The following is a 22,448-nucleotide window of genomic DNA, read 5'->3' on the forward strand; positions in this document are numbered from 1 at the left end:
TTTAGCTCTTTTTAGTTGAATCAGATTCTATTTTCTTGATTTCTTTCAATTTGTCAGAAATCTTGATTACTGTATCTAATTTTGATGGCTTCAATGGAACTTCAGCCTGAGCCATATCCCATTTGATCACCAAGTTCCCTGAGTTTTCATCTGTAGGATTCAGAGTAATTTCAAACCACTCCTGTTTGTCAGTCAGTTTATTAACCGGCACCATAACATCTACTACATCCTGTTTAGGATCGTAAGTGTAAGCACCCCATTGTTGGAAATCCTTATTCAGGATCACTTTCCATTCTTTTTCTGTAGGAACAATAAATAGCCCGTATGTTCCTGCCGGTACAGTTTTTCCACCGAAATTAACGGCCTGTCCGAAGGTAATTTTCGTAGATGAGTTAGCTCCTGCTCTCCAAACCTGGCCATAAGGAACCAATTCTCCGAAGATCTTACGTCCTTTCACTCCTGGTCTTCCGTAGTCGACAGAGATTTTAGACATTGAAAACTGCTGCTCAACCTTCTGACGCGGACTTGCTGCCGGCACAGAATAATCTTGTGCAAAACTGAATGCTGAAATTGAAATGCAAACTGCTGCTATTAAATTTTTCACGTGTAAATTTTTGCTTAAAATTACGAAAATCAAAATAAAATAGCTTTCTCTAATTTCAATAATTTTTGTTTTACCGATATTTTTCTATTAACATATTATTCCGGCCAAATCCTTTTTAAAATCAATATTAGCCATTGAAAATTTTACTTCTTTTAATCTCTTTTCCTTTTCTGAGCTGGATTGAATGAAAAACAGAAGGAACATCATTAGTCCAGGTTTTGAGTATTAAAAGAATCGCTATAATCTCTGCTCTGGTAAGCAGACCAATCCAAAAACAAAGATTAAATAAAACAATTGACTGGCATTGTAAAATAACCTGAATTAATGTTCCAAAAAGTAATAAAGTCCAGATTTTGGCCCCGATAGAATGTGTTGCTACTTCTTTTCGGAATTTTAAAAAGCTTACCAGATAAATAAGAACTTCAGATCCTGCAAGAATGGCTATTTTGTAAGCATTTGTTTCGAAAAACACAGGACATTGAATATAAGTAGCCACTCCTACCGAGACGAAAAAGATCTGATCAACAGTAGAATCCAGACGTCTGAGTTTCTGAGTTGAAATATGAAGATGTCTTGCTATAATACCATCAAAAATATCAGTCAATAATCCTATGGATAAAAGAACAACAGCAATGATCTGATAGTTTTCTATTTTGAGAAGACTTAAAGAAATGATGACAAACCCAATAATCAGTCTGGAAAAAATTAAAATAGCCGGGATTTTCGATTTCATAAAAAGATAGGAAAAACTTATTTTAAGTGGTGAAAGATAGGGATAAAAATGTCTTTACTATTTCTAAAACAAAATAGCCTTTTCCAGTTCCAGTAATTTTTGTTTTCTCCAGATACCTCCGGCATAGCCTACCAATTCGCCATTTGAGCCTATTACACGATGGCAGGGAATTAATATGGCAATTTTATTAATTCCGTTGGCTGTTCCTACTGCACGTATTGCTTTCGGATTTCCAAGAAATTCTGATTGCTGCTTATAAGTTCTTATCTCTCCCATTGGAATTTCACGGAGAAGCTGCCATACTTTTTCCTGAAACGCTGTTCCCGTAATAAACAACGGAACTTCAAACTGGCTTCTTTTTCCTTCAAAATATTCTTTTAGCTCATCTTCCAATTGTCGGAAATGAAGATGCTCTTCTTGTACAATTTCTGCATTCAAAGCTTTTGATAAGGCCTTCAGCTGCTTTTCGATATTTTTCCGGTCCGTAAATTCAAGCAGACAAATTCCCTGATCAACGGCACAGGCAATCATTTCCCCCAGAGGGGTTGATATGTTTTTTTGGTGTATGATTTCCATTAAGTTAAAATTAAGCCTTTTTGAAAACCCTATGTTCTTTTTTATGAATTACTATTCTTTTTATCTGTTCCATATGCCTTGTATTATGATAAATAACAAAACGGAAGGTATCTCCCAGCTTCAATTTGATTTCCGGTGTATCCAAAACGAATGATTCTTTCCTCATTTTCATCCATCATAAAGATCCGGACACTCCCACTTTCAATATAATAAATAGAGGTATCTGTACTGCCCGAAATCTTCACAAACTCCTGTCGTCTGAATTCTTTCTTTTCCCAATGGATTCCGCTTTGAAGCAATTTTTCAACCATTTCATTTTACTATTTGCTATTCCAAAGATAATGGGTAATTTTAAATTTTTAAAACACTAATCACCTAAAATGCTCAAAAGAACAGTCCTATTGATACTGTTTTCTGCCGGACTATCTGGTATGAAGGCACAGCAAACCATCCCCTTCCGGGTTACAAAACACAACAATATCATTGTAAAAACCCTTGTCAACAAAAAGGATTCACTGGATCTGATGTTCCAGATTGCCATGAAAGATTGTGCTATTTCACCCGAACGCCAGCGGAAAGCGGATCATATTATTTTCAACAAAGAGGAAATAAGCGACCATAATACCATAGAAATAGGAAAAATAACTCAAAAGGAGGTCCGTTTTTTTGATAACCAATTAGCCGGACATGAAGCTGACGGGAAAATGGGAACCGGAATTTTTGATGGGAAAGCTTTTAAGATCGATTATGACAATAACCAGTTTGTCATGTATGATCAGAAGCATCAACCTGATCTAAGTGGCTTCCAGCCCATAAAAATCATTTTAGACCATGAAGCTTTTTATATAGCAGCGGATAACGTTGTGGATGGAAAGCATCAGAAAGAGGCTTATTTTGCGCTTCAATCCGGTTATTCAGGAGGTATTCTATACAGCAATGATTTTGCTGAAGAACAGGAACTTGATAAAAAACTAAAAGTGACGGGACAAAAAACATTAAAAAACTCAGCAGGAAAAAGTATGATTACGAAACAGGGAATTCTGCCTTTTTTCAAGTTGGGAAATATCGTGTTCAAAGATGTTTCAGCAGGCTTTTTCTCAGGTGATCTGAAAACTCAGCATGTAAATTATTTCGGGGCAGATATGCTCCGCAGGTTTATCTGGATCTTCGATATGGAGAGACAAATAGCTTACATCAAACCGAGCAAGTACTTTTCAGAACCTTATTATAAATTATAATTAAACACAATACTCATGTTAAGAAGAATTATGAAGATCAATACGGCCCTTGCGCTTTTATCTTTTCCATTAGCGATTGTAAGCTGTAAGAAAGATGACAAAAAAACAAGTGTCACAACAACAAAAGCTGCTAATGACTCTGTAAAAACAACAAAAACGGAAGAGAAAATAGATTATCAGAATTTTAATATTTTCAGCTTGTCTACCATTTCATCAGCTGAAAAAGATTCCGATATGGATATTTTTATTTCTGTTTCAGATATCTTTAAGGATACTCCACCCATTCCGGCTGATATCATGAAAAATCAGAAGCAGATGACTTTTGAAGAACGCCAGCATTTTGAGCTGGATGCTCCCAGCAGAAAGAAACTGCTTAGCGGTATTCATCTTACTGAGAATGACTCGTTGTATATTTATGAATACGGCTCTAATAAACTTCAAAGAATGCCGGTCAGCCAATTAAAAACTGTAGCCTATTTAAGTCCTTATTCAGATAGTGAAGAACTGGATCCTGAGTCTTATATGATGGGCTTTCAGGTAGCCACTCACCAAAAGATAGCGGACTACGACCGGTTCAATAATGCCATCGCTTATTTCGGGAATAGAAACCCTTTCGTGGAAAATAAAATGAAGGCTGTGAAATGGCAAAAAGCCAATACGGATATCTCAAAGAAATATTTTAGCCCTTCAAAATTGATTCAGGGAAAAACCTACCAGTCACAATATGAAAATATGACCTATTATCTGCAGGATTATCTTGAAGAAGGAAACACTGTGGAACGTAAACTTGTAGTCATCAATGATCATAATGAGAAAATTGCTGAGAAGACATTTTCTCTCGCCGGAAGTGATGGTGGTGAGTTCTTACCGCTTTATGGAATAGATGCCGACGAAGCCAACAGATTCCAATATACAGGCTATCTTTTCAAAGGAAAACCTCCTGTTGCTTTTGGATTTATTGCACAGTCATTTGGCTGTCCTTCCATTAGCTTTTTAGATAAAAAGGAAAAGGATTTTCCAATTAATTGTGATAACAGGCATTAATGGAATGAAAAAGTAAAATGGTAAAAAGGTTTTCTCTACAGGAAAACCTTTTTATTAATCTATCCAATGATTAATCACCCTATCTCCTTTAAAATACAGCCACTTATACTTATTTCCATAATCAAAATAAGTATTGAAGTGAAAATACATTCTCTTATTTATTTCATCAAAATAAATTTTATTTTCTTCTGCAATGTCAGTACTACACTCGCCTTCCGGAGAGCTGTCCAGATCACTATTGATCATAAACTTAAAATTATTTAACGGATGATATTCTATTGGCATCCAAGTTTTTTGATTCAAACCATAAAATTTATTAGCTTCCCCAAATCTTGTTTTATAATCAAATTCTAAACCTCTTATGTGAATAGAGCCATCTTCTTTCCACTTAAAATGCCAATAATCTTTATGACAACAATCTTTATAAAAAGTAATGACGGACTTATTTTCATCCAAATAACCTAACTTAAAAAAATTGAAAAAATTAATATTGATATATTCATCTTTATCAAAAACAGGATAATCATAGCTTAATTTTTTTCCACTTTTAAAAGGTTGAATAGTACTAATAAAGATCACTCTCTTCTGTCCTTTAGCATTTTTAACCTTAGCAATCAAAACATACTGCTGTTCTAATTTTTCAGACTTTTCAGGGTTCGGATTTAATTCACTATTGGTATTTACTTCTGAAAATCTATTAGGATTATTAGTTCCATAGAAACATTTAGAAGGATAATCTCTGTTTACATAGCGGATAAAAGCGGTAAAATCGGAAAGTTTGATTTCAGAAAGCCTGATTTCTTCATTAGTTCTTAATCTATCTATTTCTTTTTCAGTCTGGTTGAAAAAACTTTTACAACTGAAAAGAGAAAGTAATAGCAAAAACATAAGCACTTTATTTTTCATGATTGGAAAGATTAAGATTAGACATATTATAAGAACCTCCTGCAGAAATATAAAAAGGTTTCTGATTCTGATGATAAGAGCTTTTGGTAAAATAATGGATAATATTCTGAACTTCAGACAGATCATAAACATTATTAAGCCTTATAAATCCGTTCCAATGCTCTGTATTTCCTATCCCAAAATTCCAGAAGCCATGATTGAAGTATTTTTGCTTCGGGTCAGCATAATCCACATAACCGAAAAGAAATTCATCTGCAGTATCAAACGCAAGTTCCGAATATCCTGTAAACCTATAAAAACTGGCATTAATAGTATTGATTTTACGGTCCATTGGTAAATTGATATTGACAAATCCACCCCCGGTGTAATATCGATCTTCTTTGTCTCCTAAGCCAATTTTCTTAATTGGTGTTCCCCCATCATTAAGATATCCAAATTGAAAATTTTCTATTTTAAGGCCCAAAAAACCAACCCTTTGTAAACGGTCCGGTTTAGAGATATTAGCAGAAAGATGATAGACCCAGTTGGTTCCAAAAGTAAATGAAGAATTAAATGGGTTTTGTAATGATGGCTGCGTTAAATCCGTAAAGTAATAAAGAGGTTTATTTCTGTTCCTGATATACTCTAAAGAATTGTTTCTAAATTCATTATTCAAACCCGAGGTTAAAGATAGTGAACCTACAAATTGATTTGAAAACCGCTTTTTATCTGGCCCCTGATACGTACTCAGGCCGCCATAATTGATAATATACTCAATATTTACAGCTGGCAGCAATGAATTAAAAGCAAGATATCCTACTCCTGTACTTATTCCGAATCTTACATTGGGGGTTCCATATTGAAGCTCTATAATAGCTTTTGCTGCTACACCCACCTGAATATTCCTGGGCAGATCCGCCTGATTAATATTCATTTGTGACACTATCCAACCGGGAATAAAAAAGAGTGCCCCAATTATCAAAATTTGTTTTTTCATGGTATCAGTTTTGTCAGTTTTTCACTTCTTTAAGTTAGTCTTTTTTAGAAAGACTCATCTCTATTATACAATCTGTCTTTCAATAAGTTTCCAACTGTTAGCTTCACAAATTTAGATACAAAAACTCAACATTACCATCCCCTTTTTGGGTGATCTTTGCCCTATTAGTTTTCATCTCCTACGATCAATAAAAAAGCAAATCTGCTCGTTTGCAAATTTGCTTTTTATGGTTTCAGTCAATTATTTAGTGGGGTAATATCTATTTTTGAGGTTGATAAAATAGGTTTCGGACTCTTTAAAATTATTGCTCTTCATGAACTTGATGACTACATTCAGATAGGCTTCTGAAGGGGTAAATTCTGTTCCTATTTTCTCTGAAAGTTTTTTATAATCTTCTTCAAGCAGTTTCGGATTTTTGGCGAATTGTTTTATATTGGTTCTGAAACCTTTAAATATAAATTTCAACGCTTCATAATTTCCGGGATAGGAAACCGTTCCATGGGTTTCTCCTTCAAAAAAGCTGTGTTTATAGTTCAGGGATCCGTTCTTTTCTATGATTCCTTTAAATTCTTCAATGGCCTGGGTCATATCAGAATTCCAATTTTTCTGCTGCTCTTCATTGTCTGCCTGGGAAACATACAACGTTTTTTTTGCCGGGAATTTTTTATTCTTCTCCAGATATTCTTTTGTCTTTGTAATCATCACTTTATTATCCCACCATAAACTCGGATCATTTGCCACATAGGCATTGAAATAGTCAGGATGAGTAAGAAATGTATTGATGGCAAATAATCCTCCAAAAGAATGCCCAACCAAAACAGAATATTCCTGTGTTCTGTAATTTTTCTGGATAAATGGCTTCAGTTCTTCCTGCAGGAATTTTACAAAATTTTCGCTTCCGCCACTGTCTGCAAAAAGGGTAAGAGCAGGATTTACCGGGCTTTTCTTTTGAGATTTTGTGGGCGTAAGATCTCTTGTTCTTTCTGTATTTTTTATTCCTACGACAATACATTCCGGAATATCTGCATAAGGTGTTCTGGCAATAAAATCTGTCAATCCTGTATAATATTCAAAATTGATTTCTCCGTCTAAAAGATAAATTACCGGATACTTTGCAGGATTGATGGTGCTGTCGTTATATGTTTTAGGCAGATGAACCCAGATTTCCCTGTTTTCATTCAAAACTTTTGAAAATACGTTCTGCTTCTCTCCTATTGTCAATTTCTCCTGAGCTTTGCTCCATGTACACAATAAAAATAGTGGAAGGCATATAATTTTAAACCAATTGTTCATGATGTGAATCTTTTCTGTGTTGATGAATGTTTGTAATTTCTTTATTCTTTTTTGGTGATTTTTTTCTTCTGCCCCACCAGATCAGAAATCCTGTAATAGGAAGGCTTGTACAGATAATTCCGATAATGAAGGTGAATATTTTCCCAAACATACCGCCCCAATAGCCTACATGAAGATCAAAATTCATATGCTCTATCACTTCATGCATCTGAACTTCCTTTGGATAATTGACTTCATTTCCTGTGTATTTGTTGGCTTCCATTGTTTTTCCGTTGACAAGACTTTTTAAACCAATGAATTTGGCAGCAGCCACATGGTAAACACCTGTAGAATCATTTCTGGGGATGCTCATTCTGAACTGTTGGGCTGTAGGAAATTCTTTGAAATTTTTATCTACAAAAGCAGAAAAGGACAATGCTTTTTTCTCAGGATCAAACTTGGGTTCGTATTTTTCAGCAATAGTATGGGCGTCTGCTGCTCCCCCGAAAGCCTGTTGCGTAAGATCTGTCAAAACCTTGTAAGCCATAATCAGTCCTGTGATGGTAATAAATACCGCCGGAAGCAATGAATAGAAACCAAAGACATTATGAAAATCGTAGTTTTTCCTACGCCATTTTGTTCCTGATTTAATTTTAAATGCAGCCGTTCTTGTAGTTTTATTCCATTTTTTTGGCCACCAAAGAATCAGTCCGCCGATTAGCTGAATAAAAAATATGATTGAGGCAATTCCGACCACCGTTTTACCGAACTTCCCTGCCAGCAATTGAGCATGAATATGAGCTACTACATAGAAAAATTCATAGCTTTTTGTAGAGCCGATCACCTTTCCGGTGTAAGGGTCGAGATAATGGTAAGCAAATACCCCTCGCGGACCGCGTTCTTTCTTTTTAGGTTTCTCTGCTTTACCCGCATTTTTATCTTTAGGCGGCTGGGTGGCTGAAGCTACTCTGAAACTTCTGTCTGCTTCTTTATAGGTATCGAAATAAAATGCTTTCCTGTCCGGAACCTGTTGATGAAACTGGGCAAGCAATTCCTCAGGTGTCATTTTTTTTGCATTGGCCGGAGCCTGAACATATTTGGCATTTCCACCACACAGATCAATAATTTCGTCACAAAAGACGAATACTGTTCCTGAAAGGGTAACGGTCAGCACAATGATCCCGGATACCAATCCGAGCCAGAGATGCAGCCATCCGGTAATCCTTTTGGTAAGGGATTTTCCTTGCTTTTTCCTGGGATTAGTTTTTTTGTTTTCCATATCTTTTTGTATCTCCAAATTATACGTGTTGAAAATGCAAGGGCGCAAAAGAATTTATCATTGTGCATGTTGTAAAGTGAAAGGAGTATTCCTGTTACTGTTTACTTTAGCATATTTGAAGCTCCAGGAAAACTTACACGTTATAAATCTAATATTTGCGCCTTTGCGGTTTTCACCCTTATATTTTCTTTGAGATTATTTTTGTTTTGTAAGGATTAAAATTTGAATGCGAAGTTGGCAAGAATCTCTCTTGGCTTCTGTGGCTGCCCATAGAAATTCCAATACATTTCATTCAGGGCATTATTCATTTTCAGCCCAATCCTGTATTTTTTCTTGTCATAGAAAATCGTAGCACCTACGGTTGTATAAGACGGTGCCAGAAAGTGATTCGTGATGTTGATGTATGTTTGGTCTACAAAATTGAATCCTGCCCCGAAACCTATTCCTTCGTAAGCGCCATCCATAATCTTGTAACTGGTCCATAGATTGGCTACATGTTTAGGAGTCCAGGCCATTCTTTTCCCTTTGTCTTTGCTTCGGTCATCATACTTGTTGTCGTTATAACCGTATCCAGCAACGATATTCCATCCTTTAAAGGGGTTAGCAATAATTCCTATTTCCAGTCCCTGACTTTTAATATTACCATCCTGAATACTTCCTATTCCGCCTGGATCAGCAACAAGCCTGTTTTTGACATTGATATTATAATAACTTACCGTCGTCAGTAATTTTTTATTAAAAAGATCCAATTTGAAACCCGTTTCAATCTGATTTCCCTGTTCAGGGTCCCATTTCGTTAAAACTCCGGCTTCATTAAGGGATGGAGCATAGTTTTTAAACCCATTTACGTAATTGGCAAAGAATGAAATCTGCTCCTTAACAATTTCATACACCAATCCAAACTTTGGTGAAAACTGGGTCTGGCTGTAGCCCGAGACTTTATTTTCAGGATATCCGTTTTTAGTAGAAATCTCTACCCCATTCACAATGGTATCGTCGTTTTTATAGCTGTCTACTCTCAAACTTGCCATTATCAAAAGGTTATCTGTAATATTCAACACATCAGAGATATAACCGCTTATTGTTCTGAATGTTGTAATATCAGATTCTGTAGATTTTCTATCCTTATTCATGAATTTATTTCTTGAGATCGGGTCCCATGCTGAAGAACTGTCAAGATTCACTTTATCATATGGCAGGAAGACATTGCTGTATCCGTTGGCTTCATAATATGGATATTGATATCTTGTTTTTTGCTGGAAATAATCTATTCCGACAACAAGGCGGTTCCTTAAGCCTCCTATTTTAAAATCTCCAATAAAATTCTGTTGGATGTTATCTGTCGTAATTTTAAAACTATCAAAAGGGCGGATCATTCTTTCCACCTGATTGTTATTCAAATATCTGAGGACTAAAAAGATAGATTCATTCTCATTGGCTTCACCTCTTTGATAAGATGTTCGTGAAGTCCATTGATCGTTGAATTTATGAGTAACCTCAGCCATCGTTACAGAATTGGTTCTTTTGGACCCGATATCATTGCTTGTAAATGCTCTTTTATAAGCTACTTCAAGGTCTTTCATCGAATGTAAGGTCAGTTTTTCTGAGTTTCTTACATAAGCATTCAATGTTTTATCCGGTGCATGAAATTCGGTATCAAGCGTTACTGTGGTTTTGTCGCTTACTTTATACAAAACACTTCCTGAGAAAAATAATCCTTTGTTATAGCCGGCATCCTGGAAAGAGTCTTGTGAATAAGCAGCCACATTGAATCTGGCTAAAGCTGTTTTTTCTTTATTTAAAGGCGTATTCACATCCGCGGTGATTCTGTTCATCCCCCAGCTTCCGGTCGTGTAATTGATAATCCCCCCGAATTTCTCCTGTGGTTTTTTGGTTACCACATTTACCACTCCACCGTAATTGGCCAGCGTTCCTCCGAATAAGGTTCCTGAAGGTCCTTTTATTACTTCTACTCTTTCAATATTAGCGATCTCGGACTGTACTCGCGGGTTTTGTGTCAATCCGTTTCTGAAACTGGCATTCGAGCTGAATCCTCTCAGAAAAATATCGTTTCCACTGTCATTCACACTGTTGCTTACGACAACTCCGGGAGCAGAAGCCATTGCCGTATTGAAATCAACAGCTCCCATTTCACTGATAATTTCTTTAGGGACAAGATTATAAACAGTAGGATTTTCCAGGTTTTCCAAAGGAAGTCTTGCTATGGATTCAGACTTTTTGGTTCGGTAATTGTGGGTTCCCTGAAGTGATACGGACTGGATCTCGGCCACTTTAATGGTATCCGTTTCCTGTGCACTCAGCATAGCCACTGCTAACAAAGATGCAGAAATAGTAATTTTTTTCATTTTTATAATTAAGCTTAGTAGAGCAAAATTACTTATTTTTATTAATTCTAAATAAAAACATGATGCAAATCATGAAATACTCTTTCTTGAATAGCCCATAAATAAAGGGTTCTTAAAAATTCAAGAACCCAATTTTATACGTGTTTACATTTTTATTTTAAAAATATTTTTGAAGAAAGATAAAAACCTGGTCAAAATGCTGGTAAGGTTCAGTATGGGTACCTTTCCATTTACTATGTTCAAAATGGTATTGATAATGGTTGTCTTTAAGCCTCTGAATTATTTTATCTGACATCTCTGCCGACGGACATATTTCATCCTGATTACCGGACATCAGTAAAATAGAAGCTTTGGAATTTTCTACTTTTATAAGAGACTTGGCTTCCGCAGTTTTATCCTGCAACATTGCTTCGAACGCTTTTCTTATATCATGCTGAATCATAAAAGGAACTGCAGCTTCATTGACAGGAACGAAAGAAAGTTCTTTTCCTCCAAATGTCCAGCTGGAAGTAGAAAAATGGCTGGTATTTCCGGGAAAAGCAACATGGCTGGCTGAAAGAGCAATAATACAAGAAATATCAGTATAATAGCTTCCAAGAAGCAAGGCAAGATCAGCACCTCTGGAACCTCCTACTATCGCTATTTTATCTGTATGCGTTTTCTGTTTAGCAACCGATATAGCATTATACACATCCTGAATCTCAATTTTGTCAAGAAACTTCGGGGAATTCTTTGAACCAAAATAGGCTAATGCTAAAAAAGCATAGTCTTTATCAAGGAACTGATCCTTTACTGATTTCCAATGTCTGGACGCCCAGGCATTACCTCCCTCTGAACCTCCCAAGCCTACTACCAACCCTTTTATCTTTTTTGAGGGAGTATATAAGACAGCATCTGTATTTTTTGAATGAATTGTATCCTGCGCATTTAGTGTAATGCTTATTAACAGAAAAAAGAAAATTTTAAATAATAGTTTCATGATTTTTTTTGTCAAAAATAGACCCGTACAATGGATTTATTTTTGCTCTAGATCAAAAACTACTTTTCTGTACGTAACCTGCTCAGAGTAGATTGTGTAATTCCAAGATAGGAAGCAACCATTCCCAGTGGAATCCGGTGGTAAACTCCTTTATACACCTTTAGAAAATGTTCATACTTTTCTTTTGCCGTCGTAAATCTCTGTGAAGTAATTCTTTCCATAAGGTGTCCGAATACGCTTCCCATAGAGAGTCTTGCATACCGTTCCATTTCCGGAAAATGGTCGAAAAGATAACCAAGATCATTCACCTTCAGACAAAAGGTTTCTGTCTTTTCAAGACAGTCAATATAGTAGATGTCCTTAGTTCTTTTTATAAAACTTTTAGGAGAATTGATCCATTCATTTTCACAAGAGAAATATTCACTGATCTCAACTCCATCTTTCAGATAATAGGTTCTCACCAGCCCCTTGAAGATAAAATAGCTTTTGGTACAAACCTTATCCGCATCCTGTACCAGTTCACCTTTTTCAAAATTGTGAAAAGATAATCTGCTTTCAAGCTCATTTCTCAACGTTTCACTCACTTTAATATAATGGCTGAAATGAGCGATAATATGATCAAATCCTGATACCATAGAAACTTATTAAGAACTGAAAAAGCTTATATCATTACATAGCCATCATCATGGACATATAATAGTTGGCACAATGCAAAGCATTAATTAAGACAATTTCTTTATTCGGAAGTGTTTCGAATTTTTCAGAGGTCGTGATATTATATTCATAGTTCATAGAACTCCACTTGAGATTCGGCTTCATCACAAAAAGTTCTGTTCCCTCCTGATCAGCCAATACAAATGATTCTTTAAATATTCCTCTATGCTTAAAAAGAAAACCATCTTTCACTCCATCAAAATAGGTCTGAATGACAATTTCTCCATTCCAGTTCATGCGAAACTTCAGAAGAACCCTTTCATTGTCTTTCAACTCAATAGTGGTTCCCCAGAAACCTTTGGGTTCAACCAGATAAAAACGGTTACCAATCTCAATTTCTGCATTAAATTTAAACCAGCTTGTATAGATAAGTCTTCCGATGAACTGACTGTCTTTTGTGACTTCAAAAGATAAAGAATTGCTTGATTTTGCTTGATATTCTGCCATGGTTATTCTTAGATTTGATGGAATTTTTATTAGTTTTTAAATATTAATAACAGACTGAATTTTAACTCACTAATTTATAAATAATTCGGCAAACATAATGTATTTTTAAGCTGATCTGATAAAAACGTTTATAATTAATTAAGATGAGACTTTTTTCAGTCAAGTTTTTCATAATAATGATTTGAATCTGCATTCAGAAATTATAATACGCAGCTACTACATTTTTTTATATTCATATGTTGTTTTTCCACGATACTTAAAATCTTTTTCACTTAGAACCCTTCCAAAGTCTTTCTCCTCTACTAAAGAATCATTGTTGTCATATTGATATTGGGTAAGAAATTCAACATATTCATTAGGATTGTTATGAATATTCATCGAACTATCTCTTTTGCTTATCAATTTGTTTTTAGAATTATACTTGAAATAAGTTCTCATTTTTTGGTTACCATTAAAGACCCAGTTTTGAACAGATTTATTTCCTTTATTATCGTAAATAAACTTTGAATTCTTGGAAACCTCATTGTCTTCAAATTCAGTCACTTCAATCAGCTTATCTCTTTCATATGTATACTTTACTTTATCAATACCACTTTTATTTTCTATTAATTGGTTTGATTTATTATAAAGATAACTCTGAACAGTATCTATTTTATTATCATGTTCCTGCACCACAGAATTAAGCTTTCCATCCTTGTTATAATGGTACTTATAGGATAAAACATTTGCTATCCTGCCACGATGATAAACAGAAATTAATTCATCAATTTTGTGCTGATCATTATAAAATAAAAATTGTGTATTGTTCTTATTTATTACCTGGTTGTAAGAATTAAAAATTTTGAAATATGTCTTTACAATGTATAGAGAGTCATTTTGATTATAATTTCTTTCATAAATTTTAAATTCATATTTTTTATTTTTATCTGAATATCTCAATAGCTTCAACTCTTTAAGATCTCCCTTACAGGAAACTAAAGAAACCATAAAAAGGAAGAGTAAAATTATTTTCGACATATTTTTAAAATAATATACATTAAGTATTACGGATCCGAAATTATATATTTAATATTATTCTACAAACACATTTAATAGAGTCCATACAAAAAACCTCATAGATTTCAGAAATCTATGAGGTTTGGAATATTTATTCTTGGTTGAAATTACATCGTCTCCATTTTGAAGCTCATGCTTTCGATTACTTTTAAGATCGCTTCTACTGTATCCATTGAAGTTAAACAAGGAACACCGTTTTCTACGCTCATTCTTCTGATCTGGAATCCGTCTCTTTCTGCCTGTTTACCTTTTGTAGTGGTATTTACAACATACTGAACTTTTCCTTTCTGAATCAGGTCGATAAGGTTTACGCTTTCTTCTCCGATTTTGTATCCTATTTTGCAAGGAATTCCTTTTTCTCCGAAGAATTTCGCAGTACCTTCTGTAGCCCAGATTCTGAATCCTACTTCATGGAATCTTGCTGCAAGAGCTGCCGCTTCTTCTTTGTGCTTATCTGCTACCGTAAACAGGATAGAACCGTGCATAGGAACTTTTCTTCCGGCTGCAACCAATCCTTTGTAAAGTGCCTTTTCAAGGGTTGTATCTTTCCCCATCACTTCTCCTGTAGACTTCATTTCAGGGCCTAAAGAGATATCAACTTTCGTTAATTTTGAGAAAGAGAACACCGGTACTTTTACAAATACGCCTTCTTTGTTTGGAACCAATCCGTTTTTGTATCCTAAATCTTTCAGTTTTTGTCCTAAAATTGCCTTTGTTGCAAGGTTAGCCATTGGAACTTCTGTGATTTTAGATAAGAAAGGAACTGTTCTTGAAGAACGTGGGTTCACCTCGATTACATACACATTTCCTTCAAAAAGAACGTATTGGATATTCATTAATCCGATCACCTTTAATCCTTTTGCCAGCCTTTCCGTATAGTCTACCAGGGTATCAATTTCGCTCTGAGAAATATTCTGTGGTGGATATACCGCGATAGAGTCTCCGGAGTGAACTCCTGCTCTTTCGATATGTTCCATAATTCCTGGAATTACTACTGTTTCACCGTCACAGATGGCGTCTACTTCAATTTCCTTTCCTACCATGTACTTGTCCACCAAAACAGGGTGCTCTGGGCTAGCCTCTACAGCGTTCTCCATATAGTGAGCCAATTCTGCTTCTGCATATACAATTTCCATTGCTCTACCTCCAAGAACGTAGCTTGGACGTACCAATACCGGGTAACCGATTTCGTTTGCAATTTTTATAGCTTCTTCTTTCGATGTAGACGTTCTTCCTTTTGGCTGAGGAATTCCCATTTCCTGAAGTGCTTTTTCGAATTTGTCTCTGTTTTCAGCTCTGTCAAGGTCTTCCAATGAAGTTCCTAAGATCTGTACTCCATGAGATGCTAATTTATCGGCAAGGTTGATCGCCGTCTGTCCTCCGAACTGTACGACTACCCCTTTAGGTTTTTCAAGATCGATGATGTTCATTACATCTTCTTCCGTAAGCGGTTCGAAGTATAATTTGTCAGAGATCGAGAAGTCTGTAGAAACAGTTTCAGGGTTGTTGTTGATAATGATCGCCTCGTAACCCATCTCTTTGATCGCCCATACTGAGTGAACAGTAGCGTAGTCAAACTCAACTCCCTGTCCGATTCTGATAGGTCCTGAACCCAGTACAATGATTTTTTCTTTGTCTGAAACAACACTTTCGTTCTCTTCTTCGTAAGTTCCGTAGAAATAAGGGGTTTCACTTTCAAACTCAGCGGCGCAAGTGTCTACCATTTTGTAAACCGGCATTACTCCGTTTTCTTTTCTGAAATTGAAAACCTCACGTTCTGCTACATCCCAAAGAACGGCAATAGTAACATCTGCAAAGCCTAATTTTTTAGCTTCAATTAATGTTTCTTTATTAAATTTGTTCTCAGCGATTACTTTTTCGAAGTCAACTAATTTTTTCAGTTTCCAGATGAAGAACTTGTCGATTTTACTCCATTCTACAATCTGTTCCCAATCATATCCTCTTCTTAAGGCGTCACCGATGATGAACAATCTCTCATCATCACACACTCTAATTCTTCTTTCGATTTCTTCAGCAGTAAGAGCCTCAGCCTGCTTCGTTTTTAATCCTAAATGTTTGATTCCTGTTTCTAATGAACGGATCGCTTTCTGTAGGGATTCTTCAAGATTTCTTCCGATTGCCATTACCTCACCAGTTGCTTTCATCTGAGTAGAAAGTCTTCTGTCTGCTGTTTCGAATTTATCGAATGGGAATCTCGGGAATTTTGTCACTACATAGTCAAGAGCAGGCTCGAAACATGCGTATGTTTTTCCTGTTACCGGGTTCATGATTTCATCCAGCGTTAATCCTACAGCGATTTTTGCAGCAATTTTTGCAATCGGATATCCTGTTGCTTTACTTGCTAAAGCTGATGAACGGGAAACTCTAGGGTTTACCTCGATGATATAGTAGTCGAATGAGTTTGGATCTAAAGCCAGCTGTACGTTACATCCTCCTTCGATTCCTAAAGCTCTGATGATTTTTAAAGATGCATTTCTCAGTAACTGATACTCTCTGTCTGAAAGTGTCTGAGAAGGTGCCACTACGATAGAGTCTCCTGTGTGAACACCTACCGGATCTATATTTTCCATGTTACAAACCACAATGGCATTGTCGTTTGCATCACGCATTACTTCGTATTCAATTTCTTTGAAACCAGCGATTGATTTTTCAATAAGACACTGTGTAACCGGGCTGTGCTTTAATCCCAGTTCAGCAATTTCTTTCAATTCTACTTCATTGGAAGCGATACCACCTCCTGTACCTCCCATTGTAAAGGCAGGACGAACAATTACCGGATACCCGATGTTTTCAGCAAAAGCAAGGGCTCCTTCTACGGTATTGACAATATCAGAGTCTGGAACCGGTTCGTTCAATTCTCTCATCAATTCACGGAAAAGGTCTCTGTCTTCTGCTCTGTTGATTGCAGAAAGTGTAGTACCCAGTACTTCCACTTTACATTCTTCAAGAATTCCTGATTTTTCCAACTCAACAGCCATATTCAGTCCTGTTTGTCCTCCAAGTGTTGGTAATAATGCATCAGGACGTTCTTTTCTGATGATGTGGCTTACAAACTGTAATGAAATCGGCTCGATATATACTTTATCAGCGATTTCCACATCTGTCATAATTGTTGCAGGGTTTGAATTGATCAAAATTACCTTGTAGCCTTCTTCCTTTAAAGACAGACAAGCCTGCGTTCCTGCGTAATCAAATTCAGCTGCCTGACCAATGATGATAGGTCCTGAACCGATTACTAAAATTGTTTTTATATCTGTACGTTTTGCCATTTTTCTTTTTTTAGATGCCAGAAGTTAGATGCTGTATCTTCAACTTTTAGCATTGTGTTTTATTTGGATCTAATTAACACACTTTGTCATTCCGAGGAATCGAGGAATCTAAACTTTTATTGTAGAGATTCTTCACTCCGCTATCGCTTTGTTCAGAATGACAAACACACCGTTTTACTTCTTAAAGTCTTCCATCATTTGAATAAACTCATCAAACAGGTAGTTTGCATCTTCAGGGCCTGGGCTTGCTTCAGGGTGATACTGAACGGAGAAGCAAGGGTGGATCTTATGTTTTAGGCCTTCATTTGTTCTGTCGTTCAATGCGATATGTGTTTCGATAAGGTCTGTTCCTTTTAAACTTTCCTGATCTACTGCATATCCATGGTTTTGAGAAGTAATAGCCACTGTATTTTTCTCAAGATCCAATACCGGGTGATTTCCACCTCTGTGTCCGAATTTCAGTTTGAAAGTTTTCGCTCCACAAGCAAGACCAATCAACTGATGTCCTAAACAGATTCCGAAGATCGGAACTTTTCCTAATAATCCTCTGATCATATCCAAAGCATGCGGTACATCTTCCGGGTCACCAGGACCGTTTGACAGCATGATTCCGTCCGGATCCATCAATAAAATCTCTTCTGCTGTAGTATCCTGTGAAACAACAATGATATCGCAGTTTCTTTGAGATAATTCTCTGATGATTCCCAGTTTTGCACCGAAATCTACCAGCACTACTTTGAAACCTCTGTTAGGGTTAGCATAAGGTGTTTTTGTTGAAACTTCCTCTACCTGATTGGTTGGGAAATCCGTTGCTTTCAGCTCGGCAGCTACTGCAGCTTCATCAGCATCAGCGTTGACGATTTTTCCTTTCACCACTCCATAGTTACGAAGAATTCTTGTCAGCCTTCTTGTATCAATTCCTGAAATTCCTGAAAGGTTTTTCTTTTTAAATAATTCATCTAAAGTAATCTGAGTACGGAAGTTGGAAGGAAGATCGCAAAGTTCTTTTACGATAAGCCCTTTGATTGCCGGCTCTATACTTTCATAATCATCACGGTTAATACCATAATTCCCGATAAGCGGATAGGTCATACAAACTATCTGACCGCAATACGATGGGTCAGAAATCAATTCCTGATACCCTGTCATTCCGGTATTGAAAACTACTTCTCCTGCAGTTTCCAATTCTGCTCCGAAACCTTCTCCATGAAACACTTCACCGGACTCCAGTATTAATTTTTTCTTCATTTTTTCTATTTAGATTTTCTTTTACTTTCTTTTTACTTTTTCCTAATTTGTATAATGTCAGCTATATGATATATCCTTTACATTATACTTTGCGCAATTTACTTAAACGTAAATCCTTTTTCTTCCAACGCTTCTTTCAAAATGGCCATTCTGGCGAATACTCCGTTTTGCATTTGTTTGAAGATTCTTGATCTTTCACATTCTACAAGGTCTGAATCTATTTCCACTCCTCTGTTGATCGGTGCCGGGTGCATGATGATTGCTTCTTTTTTCATTACCCGCTCTCTTTCTTTGGTCAGACCATATCTTTTATGGTATTCTGAGGCAGTGAAGCTCATTGCTGCATCATGTCTTTCGTGTTGGATTCTTAATAACATCAGCACATCTACTTCAACGATCAGTTCGTCTACTGAAAGATAGGTTCCGTTGATCAAAGCTCCTTCGTCAAACCATTGTTCAGGTCCTGAGAAGTATACTTTAGCGCCTAATCTTCTTAATGCTTCTGCACTGGAGTTGGCAACACGGCTGTGTTTTACATCTCCAACAATTCCTACTTTTAATCCCTCAAACTTTCCGAATTCCTGATAGATCGTCAGCAAGTCCAGCATACATTGTGAAGGGTGGTTTCCTGTTCCGTCACCTCCATTGATCACCGGAATGTTAATATTTTTCAGTTCCTCGAAGTATCTGTCTTTCTTATCTCGGATAACGACAAGATCTACTCCTATACTTTCAATGGTCTTTACTGTATCATAAAGACTTTCGCCTTTGTTTACCGAACTGTGCGATGCATCAAAAGGAACTACCTGAAGTCCCAGTTTTCTTTCTGCAAGATCAAAACTTGTTTTGGTTCTTGTACTGTCTTCGAAGAAAAGGTTTGAGCAAAAAACTTCTCCTTCAATTTTAGCAGTTTTACCGTTTGCAAAAGCCATTGCTTCTGTCAGTATACTGTTGATTCTCTCGGTGCTTAGTTCTGTAATCGTAAACATAATTCTTATTTTTGGGCATAAAAAAAGCGAAGACAACAATCTTCGCTAATAACAATAAATATCGTAAAGGGCGCTTTCGCCCGGTAAATCTAATGATATAAATGCTTTTTTATTCATTAGGTGCAAAGATATAACAATTTTATGAACCTACAAAAATTAAGTTTAAAATAAATTAAAAACCTCAGTATTTCCTTATTCTCATTTAAAATTAATATTTTTGTTAAAACTCAAATTTATTCTATGGATTTAAAAGACAAAATGATTCTCAGCATTATTCAGGAAGACTCTACGCTATCGGTTAAAGAAATTTCCGAAAAGATTGGTCTTACTTTTACTCCTACGTATGAGCGAATCAAACAATTGGAGAAACAGGGAATCATTCAGAAATATGTAGGCCTTTTAAACCGTGAAAAATTGGGTTTAAATATTGTAGTCTACTGTAATGTCCGTCTCAAGGAACAATCCAAGAAAGTATTGGAAACCTTTGAAGAACATATCGGAAAATATGATGAGGTACAGGAAATCATCAGCCTTTCCGGAGAGTATGACTATATGCTGAAGATCATTGCTAAAGACATCAACTCGTATAATGAGTTTGCTGTGAACGTTATCTCAAATATTCCTAATATCGGGCAGTACCACAGCTCTATCGTGCTTCATGAGGTAAAAAAATCCACCAAATTCAAAATTGATCTGGAATAAATATTTCCGATTTAAACTTACAATTAATTCCGATTTCATTTGCTGAAAATCTTTGATTTTCTTGCGTCTTGAAACCCTTATACATATTTGTTTTATTTCTTGTGCCTTTGCGCTTACCACCATATTTTATTTTGTTAGAAAACGCAAAGACGCAAAGAAATTTATCAACTTTATGCTATAAGGCGCAAAGATTTTATCTTCGATAAAATTTTGGGCAATATATTTACTCATTATTTTCAACTATAAATAATACTTCACTAGCCAGCAAAATCTACCAAGTTCAAGATTGAACTCGAGTAAATCCTTTTATTTTATACCATTAAGATTTTTTAAAGAATGAAGAATAATTAAGGAATTCGCAAGCGAATTTTAAAACTATGAAGCTAAAAAATCGCGAATTTTCTTAACTCACCTTAAAGCCTTAGTCTACCTTAATGGTTCAATACAATCAATCATCAAATTCAAAGAGCGGAGTAAAATCAAACCATTAAGATCACTTAAGCAGCTAAGATTTATTAAGATTAAGGTTTACAAACGAAAAGACAGCAGGCTAAAATAATTTTTAGAAATTCCACTGATTCTGCCCAAGTTTTTGATGACCTTAATGGCTTATATTTTAACCCAATAATTTATTTTTCAGTTTATTAAACTGGTATTCTATTTTATCCAGACAAAGATTTCCGATACTTCCCTGGTGGGTATGTTCAAGGTTTCCCTGTTTAAATTCAAATTCATTGTTTTCGATCTCCTGCCCTACCTTCACATAAGCATCACGGAATGAGCTTCCATTTTTCACTTCTTCATTGATCTTTTCTACACTGAAAAGGTATTTATACTTTTCATCTTCCAGAATCCCGTCTTTTACCTGAATATTAGGCAAAGTATAGCTTAGGATCTCTAAGCATTCTTTTAAAGAATCTATGGCTGGGAAAAGGATTTCTTTGGTCAGCTGTACATCTCTGTGATATCCTGAAGGAAGGTTATTTGTCAAAAGAATCAGTTCATTCGGAAGCGACTGGATTCTGTTGCATCGTGCACGAACCAGCTCAAAGATGTCCGGATTTTTCTTATGAGGCATAATGCTGCTTCCTGTTGTAAATTCCTTTGGAAAACTGATAAAATCAAAATTTTGGCTCAGATACAGACAAACATCATAAGCAAATTTCCCAAGCGTTCCCGCCAAAGTCGCCATAGACATTGCCAGCATTTTCTCTGACTTCCCACGGGTCATCTGAGCATACACTGAATTATAATTCATCGACTGGAAGCCTAAGTTATAGGTCGTACTTTCACGGTTGATCGGAAACGACGAACCATAACCTGCCGCTGATCCCAATGGATTTTTATTAATGATATTCTTTACTGAAAACAGCATTTCCACATCATCCAAAAGCGCCTCCGCATAAGCTCCAAACCACAAACCGAATGATGAAGGCATTGCAATCTGCAAGTGAGTATATCCCGGCAGCAAAACATTCTTGTGCTGGTCTGCCAATTGAATTAAAATCTGGAAAAACTCATCGGTAAGAGCTGTGATCTCACGGATTTCATCCAATAAATACAATTTAATATCCAGTAAAACCTGATCATTTCTTGATCTTGCCGTGTGGATTTTCTTTCCCGTATCTCCTAATTTTTCAATTAAGATCGCTTCTACCTGAGAATGGATATCCTCAGCATCTTTATCAATTTCAAAACTCCCATTCTCAATTTCATTTAAAATAGTCTCCAAAACAGATAGCATCTGCTCCGATTCTTCCTGAGTGATAATGCCGGTTTCTGCCAACATTTTACAATGTGCCATAGAACCTTTAACATCATATTTCGCTAAACGTTCGTCAAAGTCAAGATCTTTCCCGACTGTAAATTGAGTGACTAATATATTGGTGGCCAGGTCATCCTTCTGCCATATCTTTTTCATGATACAATTTGATTTAAAATATTTGTTGGTTTTGACATGCCCAGCAAGGCAATCCTTATTACTATTAACTATAAAAAAACATTTCCTTATGTAAAGTCTTCATTTCTA

The 22,448-nt window shown here is 36.0% G+C and carries 20 protein-coding genes; 3 read left to right on the forward strand and 17 right to left on the reverse strand.

Features of this window, described 5'->3' with window-relative positions:
• Position 1 precedes the first annotated feature (1 nt).
• From DBR39_RS20035 to DBR39_RS20055, 4 genes are all read right to left on the reverse strand, one after another.
• Positions 2–604, reverse strand: coding sequence for a DUF2911 domain-containing protein (locus tag DBR39_RS20035; protein WP_109738183.1), 603 nt, complete (start codon positions 602–604; stop codon positions 2–4).
• Between the two features lie 127 nt (positions 605–731).
• Positions 732–1,337, reverse strand: coding sequence for a CDP-alcohol phosphatidyltransferase family protein (locus DBR39_RS20040; RefSeq protein ID WP_124536051.1), 606 nt, complete (start codon positions 1,335–1,337; stop codon positions 732–734).
• 63 nt (positions 1,338–1,400) lie between these two features.
• Positions 1,401–1,913: a methylated-DNA--[protein]-cysteine S-methyltransferase gene (locus DBR39_RS20045; protein WP_124536053.1), complete on the reverse strand. Its 513-nt coding sequence runs from the start codon at positions 1,911–1,913 to the stop codon at positions 1,401–1,403.
• A gap of 83 nt (positions 1,914–1,996) precedes the next feature.
• Positions 1,997–2,224, reverse strand: coding sequence for a hypothetical protein (locus DBR39_RS20055; RefSeq protein ID WP_185147236.1), 228 nt, complete (start codon positions 2,222–2,224; stop codon positions 1,997–1,999).
• 69 nt (positions 2,225–2,293) lie between these two features.
• Between DBR39_RS20055 and DBR39_RS20060 the strand changes: the two genes are divergently transcribed.
• Both DBR39_RS20060 and DBR39_RS20065 read left to right on the forward strand, forming a co-directional pair.
• Positions 2,294–3,151 (forward strand): hypothetical protein, encoded by an 858-nt coding sequence (locus tag DBR39_RS20060; protein ID WP_124536055.1) that lies wholly within the window; start codon positions 2,294–2,296, stop codon positions 3,149–3,151.
• Positions 3,152–3,166: 15 nt separating this feature from the next.
• Positions 3,167–4,195, forward strand: a complete 1,029-nt coding sequence (locus tag DBR39_RS20065; protein WP_124536057.1) for a hypothetical protein — start codon at positions 3,167–3,169, stop codon at positions 4,193–4,195.
• A 54-nt stretch (positions 4,196–4,249) separates the two neighbouring features.
• Here DBR39_RS20065 and DBR39_RS20070 read toward each other — a convergent pair whose 3' ends face one another.
• The 12 genes from DBR39_RS20070 to DBR39_RS20125 form a co-directional block, all read right to left on the reverse strand.
• On the reverse strand, positions 4,250–5,101 hold the full coding sequence (locus DBR39_RS20070) for a hypothetical protein (protein WP_124536059.1): 852 nt from the start codon (positions 5,099–5,101) through the stop codon (positions 4,250–4,252).
• The gene (locus tag DBR39_RS20075; protein WP_124536061.1) at positions 5,091–6,077 is read right to left on the reverse strand and encodes a hypothetical protein; all 987 of its coding nucleotides are present in this window, start codon (positions 6,075–6,077) and stop codon (positions 5,091–5,093) included. Before DBR39_RS20075 ends, DBR39_RS20070 begins: the two co-directional genes overlap by 11 nt.
• Before the next feature lie 240 nt (positions 6,078–6,317).
• Positions 6,318–7,370 (reverse strand): alpha/beta hydrolase, encoded by a 1,053-nt coding sequence (locus DBR39_RS20080; protein WP_124536063.1) that lies wholly within the window; start codon positions 7,368–7,370, stop codon positions 6,318–6,320.
• Positions 7,354–8,628: a PepSY-associated TM helix domain-containing protein gene (locus DBR39_RS20085; RefSeq protein WP_124536065.1), complete on the reverse strand. Its 1,275-nt coding sequence runs from the start codon at positions 8,626–8,628 to the stop codon at positions 7,354–7,356. Before DBR39_RS20085 ends, DBR39_RS20080 begins: the two co-directional genes overlap by 17 nt.
• Positions 8,629–8,843: 215 nt before the next feature.
• Positions 8,844–10,994, reverse strand: coding sequence for a TonB-dependent siderophore receptor (locus DBR39_RS20090; protein ID WP_124536067.1), 2,151 nt, complete (start codon positions 10,992–10,994; stop codon positions 8,844–8,846).
• Between the two features lie 157 nt (positions 10,995–11,151).
• Positions 11,152–11,973 carry an acyl-CoA thioester hydrolase/BAAT C-terminal domain-containing protein gene (locus DBR39_RS20095; protein ID WP_124536069.1) on the reverse strand — a complete coding sequence of 274 codons (822 nt, stop codon included), beginning with the start codon at positions 11,971–11,973 and terminating at the stop codon, positions 11,152–11,154.
• A gap of 59 nt (positions 11,974–12,032) precedes the next feature.
• Positions 12,033–12,608, reverse strand: coding sequence for a Crp/Fnr family transcriptional regulator (locus DBR39_RS20100; RefSeq protein WP_124536071.1), 576 nt, complete (start codon positions 12,606–12,608; stop codon positions 12,033–12,035).
• 34 nt (positions 12,609–12,642) lie between these two features.
• A complete protein-coding gene (locus DBR39_RS20105; RefSeq protein ID WP_103233862.1) occupies positions 12,643–13,134 on the reverse strand; it encodes a hypothetical protein in 492 nt (163 codons plus the stop codon).
• A gap of 216 nt (positions 13,135–13,350) precedes the next feature.
• Positions 13,351–14,151, reverse strand: coding sequence for a hypothetical protein (locus DBR39_RS20110; RefSeq protein ID WP_124536073.1), 801 nt, complete (start codon positions 14,149–14,151; stop codon positions 13,351–13,353).
• 146 nt (positions 14,152–14,297) lie between these two features.
• Positions 14,298–17,480, reverse strand: a complete 3,183-nt coding sequence (gene carB, locus DBR39_RS20115; protein ID WP_124536075.1) for a carbamoyl-phosphate synthase large subunit — start codon at positions 17,478–17,480, stop codon at positions 14,298–14,300.
• 174 nt (positions 17,481–17,654) lie between these two features.
• On the reverse strand, positions 17,655–18,728 hold the full coding sequence (locus DBR39_RS20120) for a carbamoyl phosphate synthase small subunit (protein ID WP_124536077.1): 1,074 nt from the start codon (positions 18,726–18,728) through the stop codon (positions 17,655–17,657).
• A gap of 98 nt (positions 18,729–18,826) precedes the next feature.
• Positions 18,827–19,717 carry an aspartate carbamoyltransferase catalytic subunit gene (locus tag DBR39_RS20125; RefSeq protein WP_124536079.1) on the reverse strand — a complete coding sequence of 297 codons (891 nt, stop codon included), beginning with the start codon at positions 19,715–19,717 and terminating at the stop codon, positions 18,827–18,829.
• Between the two features lie 240 nt (positions 19,718–19,957).
• On the opposite strand from DBR39_RS20125, the gene DBR39_RS20130 reads away from it, so the two are divergent.
• Positions 19,958–20,419 carry an Lrp/AsnC family transcriptional regulator gene (locus tag DBR39_RS20130; protein ID WP_077414878.1) on the forward strand — a complete coding sequence of 154 codons (462 nt, stop codon included), beginning with the start codon at positions 19,958–19,960 and terminating at the stop codon, positions 20,417–20,419.
• 616 nt (positions 20,420–21,035) lie between these two features.
• On the opposite strand, the gene argH is transcribed toward DBR39_RS20130, so the two are convergent.
• Positions 21,036–22,340: an argininosuccinate lyase gene (argH, locus tag DBR39_RS20135; protein ID WP_103234761.1), complete on the reverse strand. Its 1,305-nt coding sequence runs from the start codon at positions 22,338–22,340 to the stop codon at positions 21,036–21,038.
• Positions 22,341–22,448: the final 108 nt, after the last annotated feature.

Source organism: Chryseobacterium sp. KBW03 (assembly GCF_003852415.1).
GTDB classification, from domain to species: Bacteria; Bacteroidota; Bacteroidia; order Flavobacteriales; family Weeksellaceae; genus Chryseobacterium; species Chryseobacterium viscerum.

Excerpts from the sequence above, each read along its gene's own strand:
- DBR39_RS20105 (WP_103233862.1), bottom strand. The coding sequence starts at position 13,134 with ATGGCAGAATATCAAGCAAAATCAAGCAATTCTTTATCTTTTGAAGTC.
- DBR39_RS20120 (WP_124536077.1), bottom strand. The coding sequence starts at position 18,728 with ATGAAGAAAAAATTAATACTGGAGTCCGGTGAAGTGTTTCATGGAGAA.
- DBR39_RS20045 (WP_124536053.1), bottom strand. The coding sequence starts at position 1,913 with ATGGAAATCATACACCAAAAAAACATATCAACCCCTCTGGGGGAAATG.
- DBR39_RS20125 (WP_124536079.1), bottom strand. The coding sequence starts at position 19,717 with ATGTTTACGATTACAGAACTAAGCACCGAGAGAATCAACAGTATACTG.
- DBR39_RS20055 (WP_185147236.1), bottom strand. The coding sequence starts at position 2,224 with ATGGTTGAAAAATTGCTTCAAAGCGGAATCCATTGGGAAAAGAAAGAA.
- DBR39_RS20070 (WP_124536059.1), bottom strand. The coding sequence starts at position 5,101 with ATGAAAAATAAAGTGCTTATGTTTTTGCTATTACTTTCTCTTTTCAGT.
- DBR39_RS20090 (WP_124536067.1), bottom strand. The coding sequence starts at position 10,994 with ATGAAAAAAATTACTATTTCTGCATCTTTGTTAGCAGTGGCTATGCTG.
- DBR39_RS20060 (WP_124536055.1), top strand. The coding sequence starts at position 2,294 with ATGCTCAAAAGAACAGTCCTATTGATACTGTTTTCTGCCGGACTATCT.
- DBR39_RS20095 (WP_124536069.1), bottom strand. The coding sequence starts at position 11,973 with ATGAAACTATTATTTAAAATTTTCTTTTTTCTGTTAATAAGCATTACA.
- argH (WP_103234761.1), bottom strand. The coding sequence starts at position 22,340 with ATGAAAAAGATATGGCAGAAGGATGACCTGGCCACCAATATATTAGTC.
- DBR39_RS20075 (WP_124536061.1), bottom strand. The coding sequence starts at position 6,077 with ATGAAAAAACAAATTTTGATAATTGGGGCACTCTTTTTTATTCCCGGT.
- DBR39_RS20130 (WP_077414878.1), top strand. The coding sequence starts at position 19,958 with ATGGATTTAAAAGACAAAATGATTCTCAGCATTATTCAGGAAGACTCT.
- DBR39_RS20085 (WP_124536065.1), bottom strand. The coding sequence starts at position 8,628 with ATGGAAAACAAAAAAACTAATCCCAGGAAAAAGCAAGGAAAATCCCTT.
- DBR39_RS20100 (WP_124536071.1), bottom strand. The coding sequence starts at position 12,608 with ATGGTATCAGGATTTGATCATATTATCGCTCATTTCAGCCATTATATT.
- DBR39_RS20065 (WP_124536057.1), top strand. The coding sequence starts at position 3,167 with ATGTTAAGAAGAATTATGAAGATCAATACGGCCCTTGCGCTTTTATCT.
- carB (WP_124536075.1), bottom strand. The coding sequence starts at position 17,480 with ATGGCAAAACGTACAGATATAAAAACAATTTTAGTAATCGGTTCAGGA.
- DBR39_RS20040 (WP_124536051.1), bottom strand. The coding sequence starts at position 1,337 with ATGAAATCGAAAATCCCGGCTATTTTAATTTTTTCCAGACTGATTATT.
- DBR39_RS20080 (WP_124536063.1), bottom strand. The coding sequence starts at position 7,370 with ATGAACAATTGGTTTAAAATTATATGCCTTCCACTATTTTTATTGTGT.
- DBR39_RS20110 (WP_124536073.1), bottom strand. The coding sequence starts at position 14,151 with ATGTCGAAAATAATTTTACTCTTCCTTTTTATGGTTTCTTTAGTTTCC.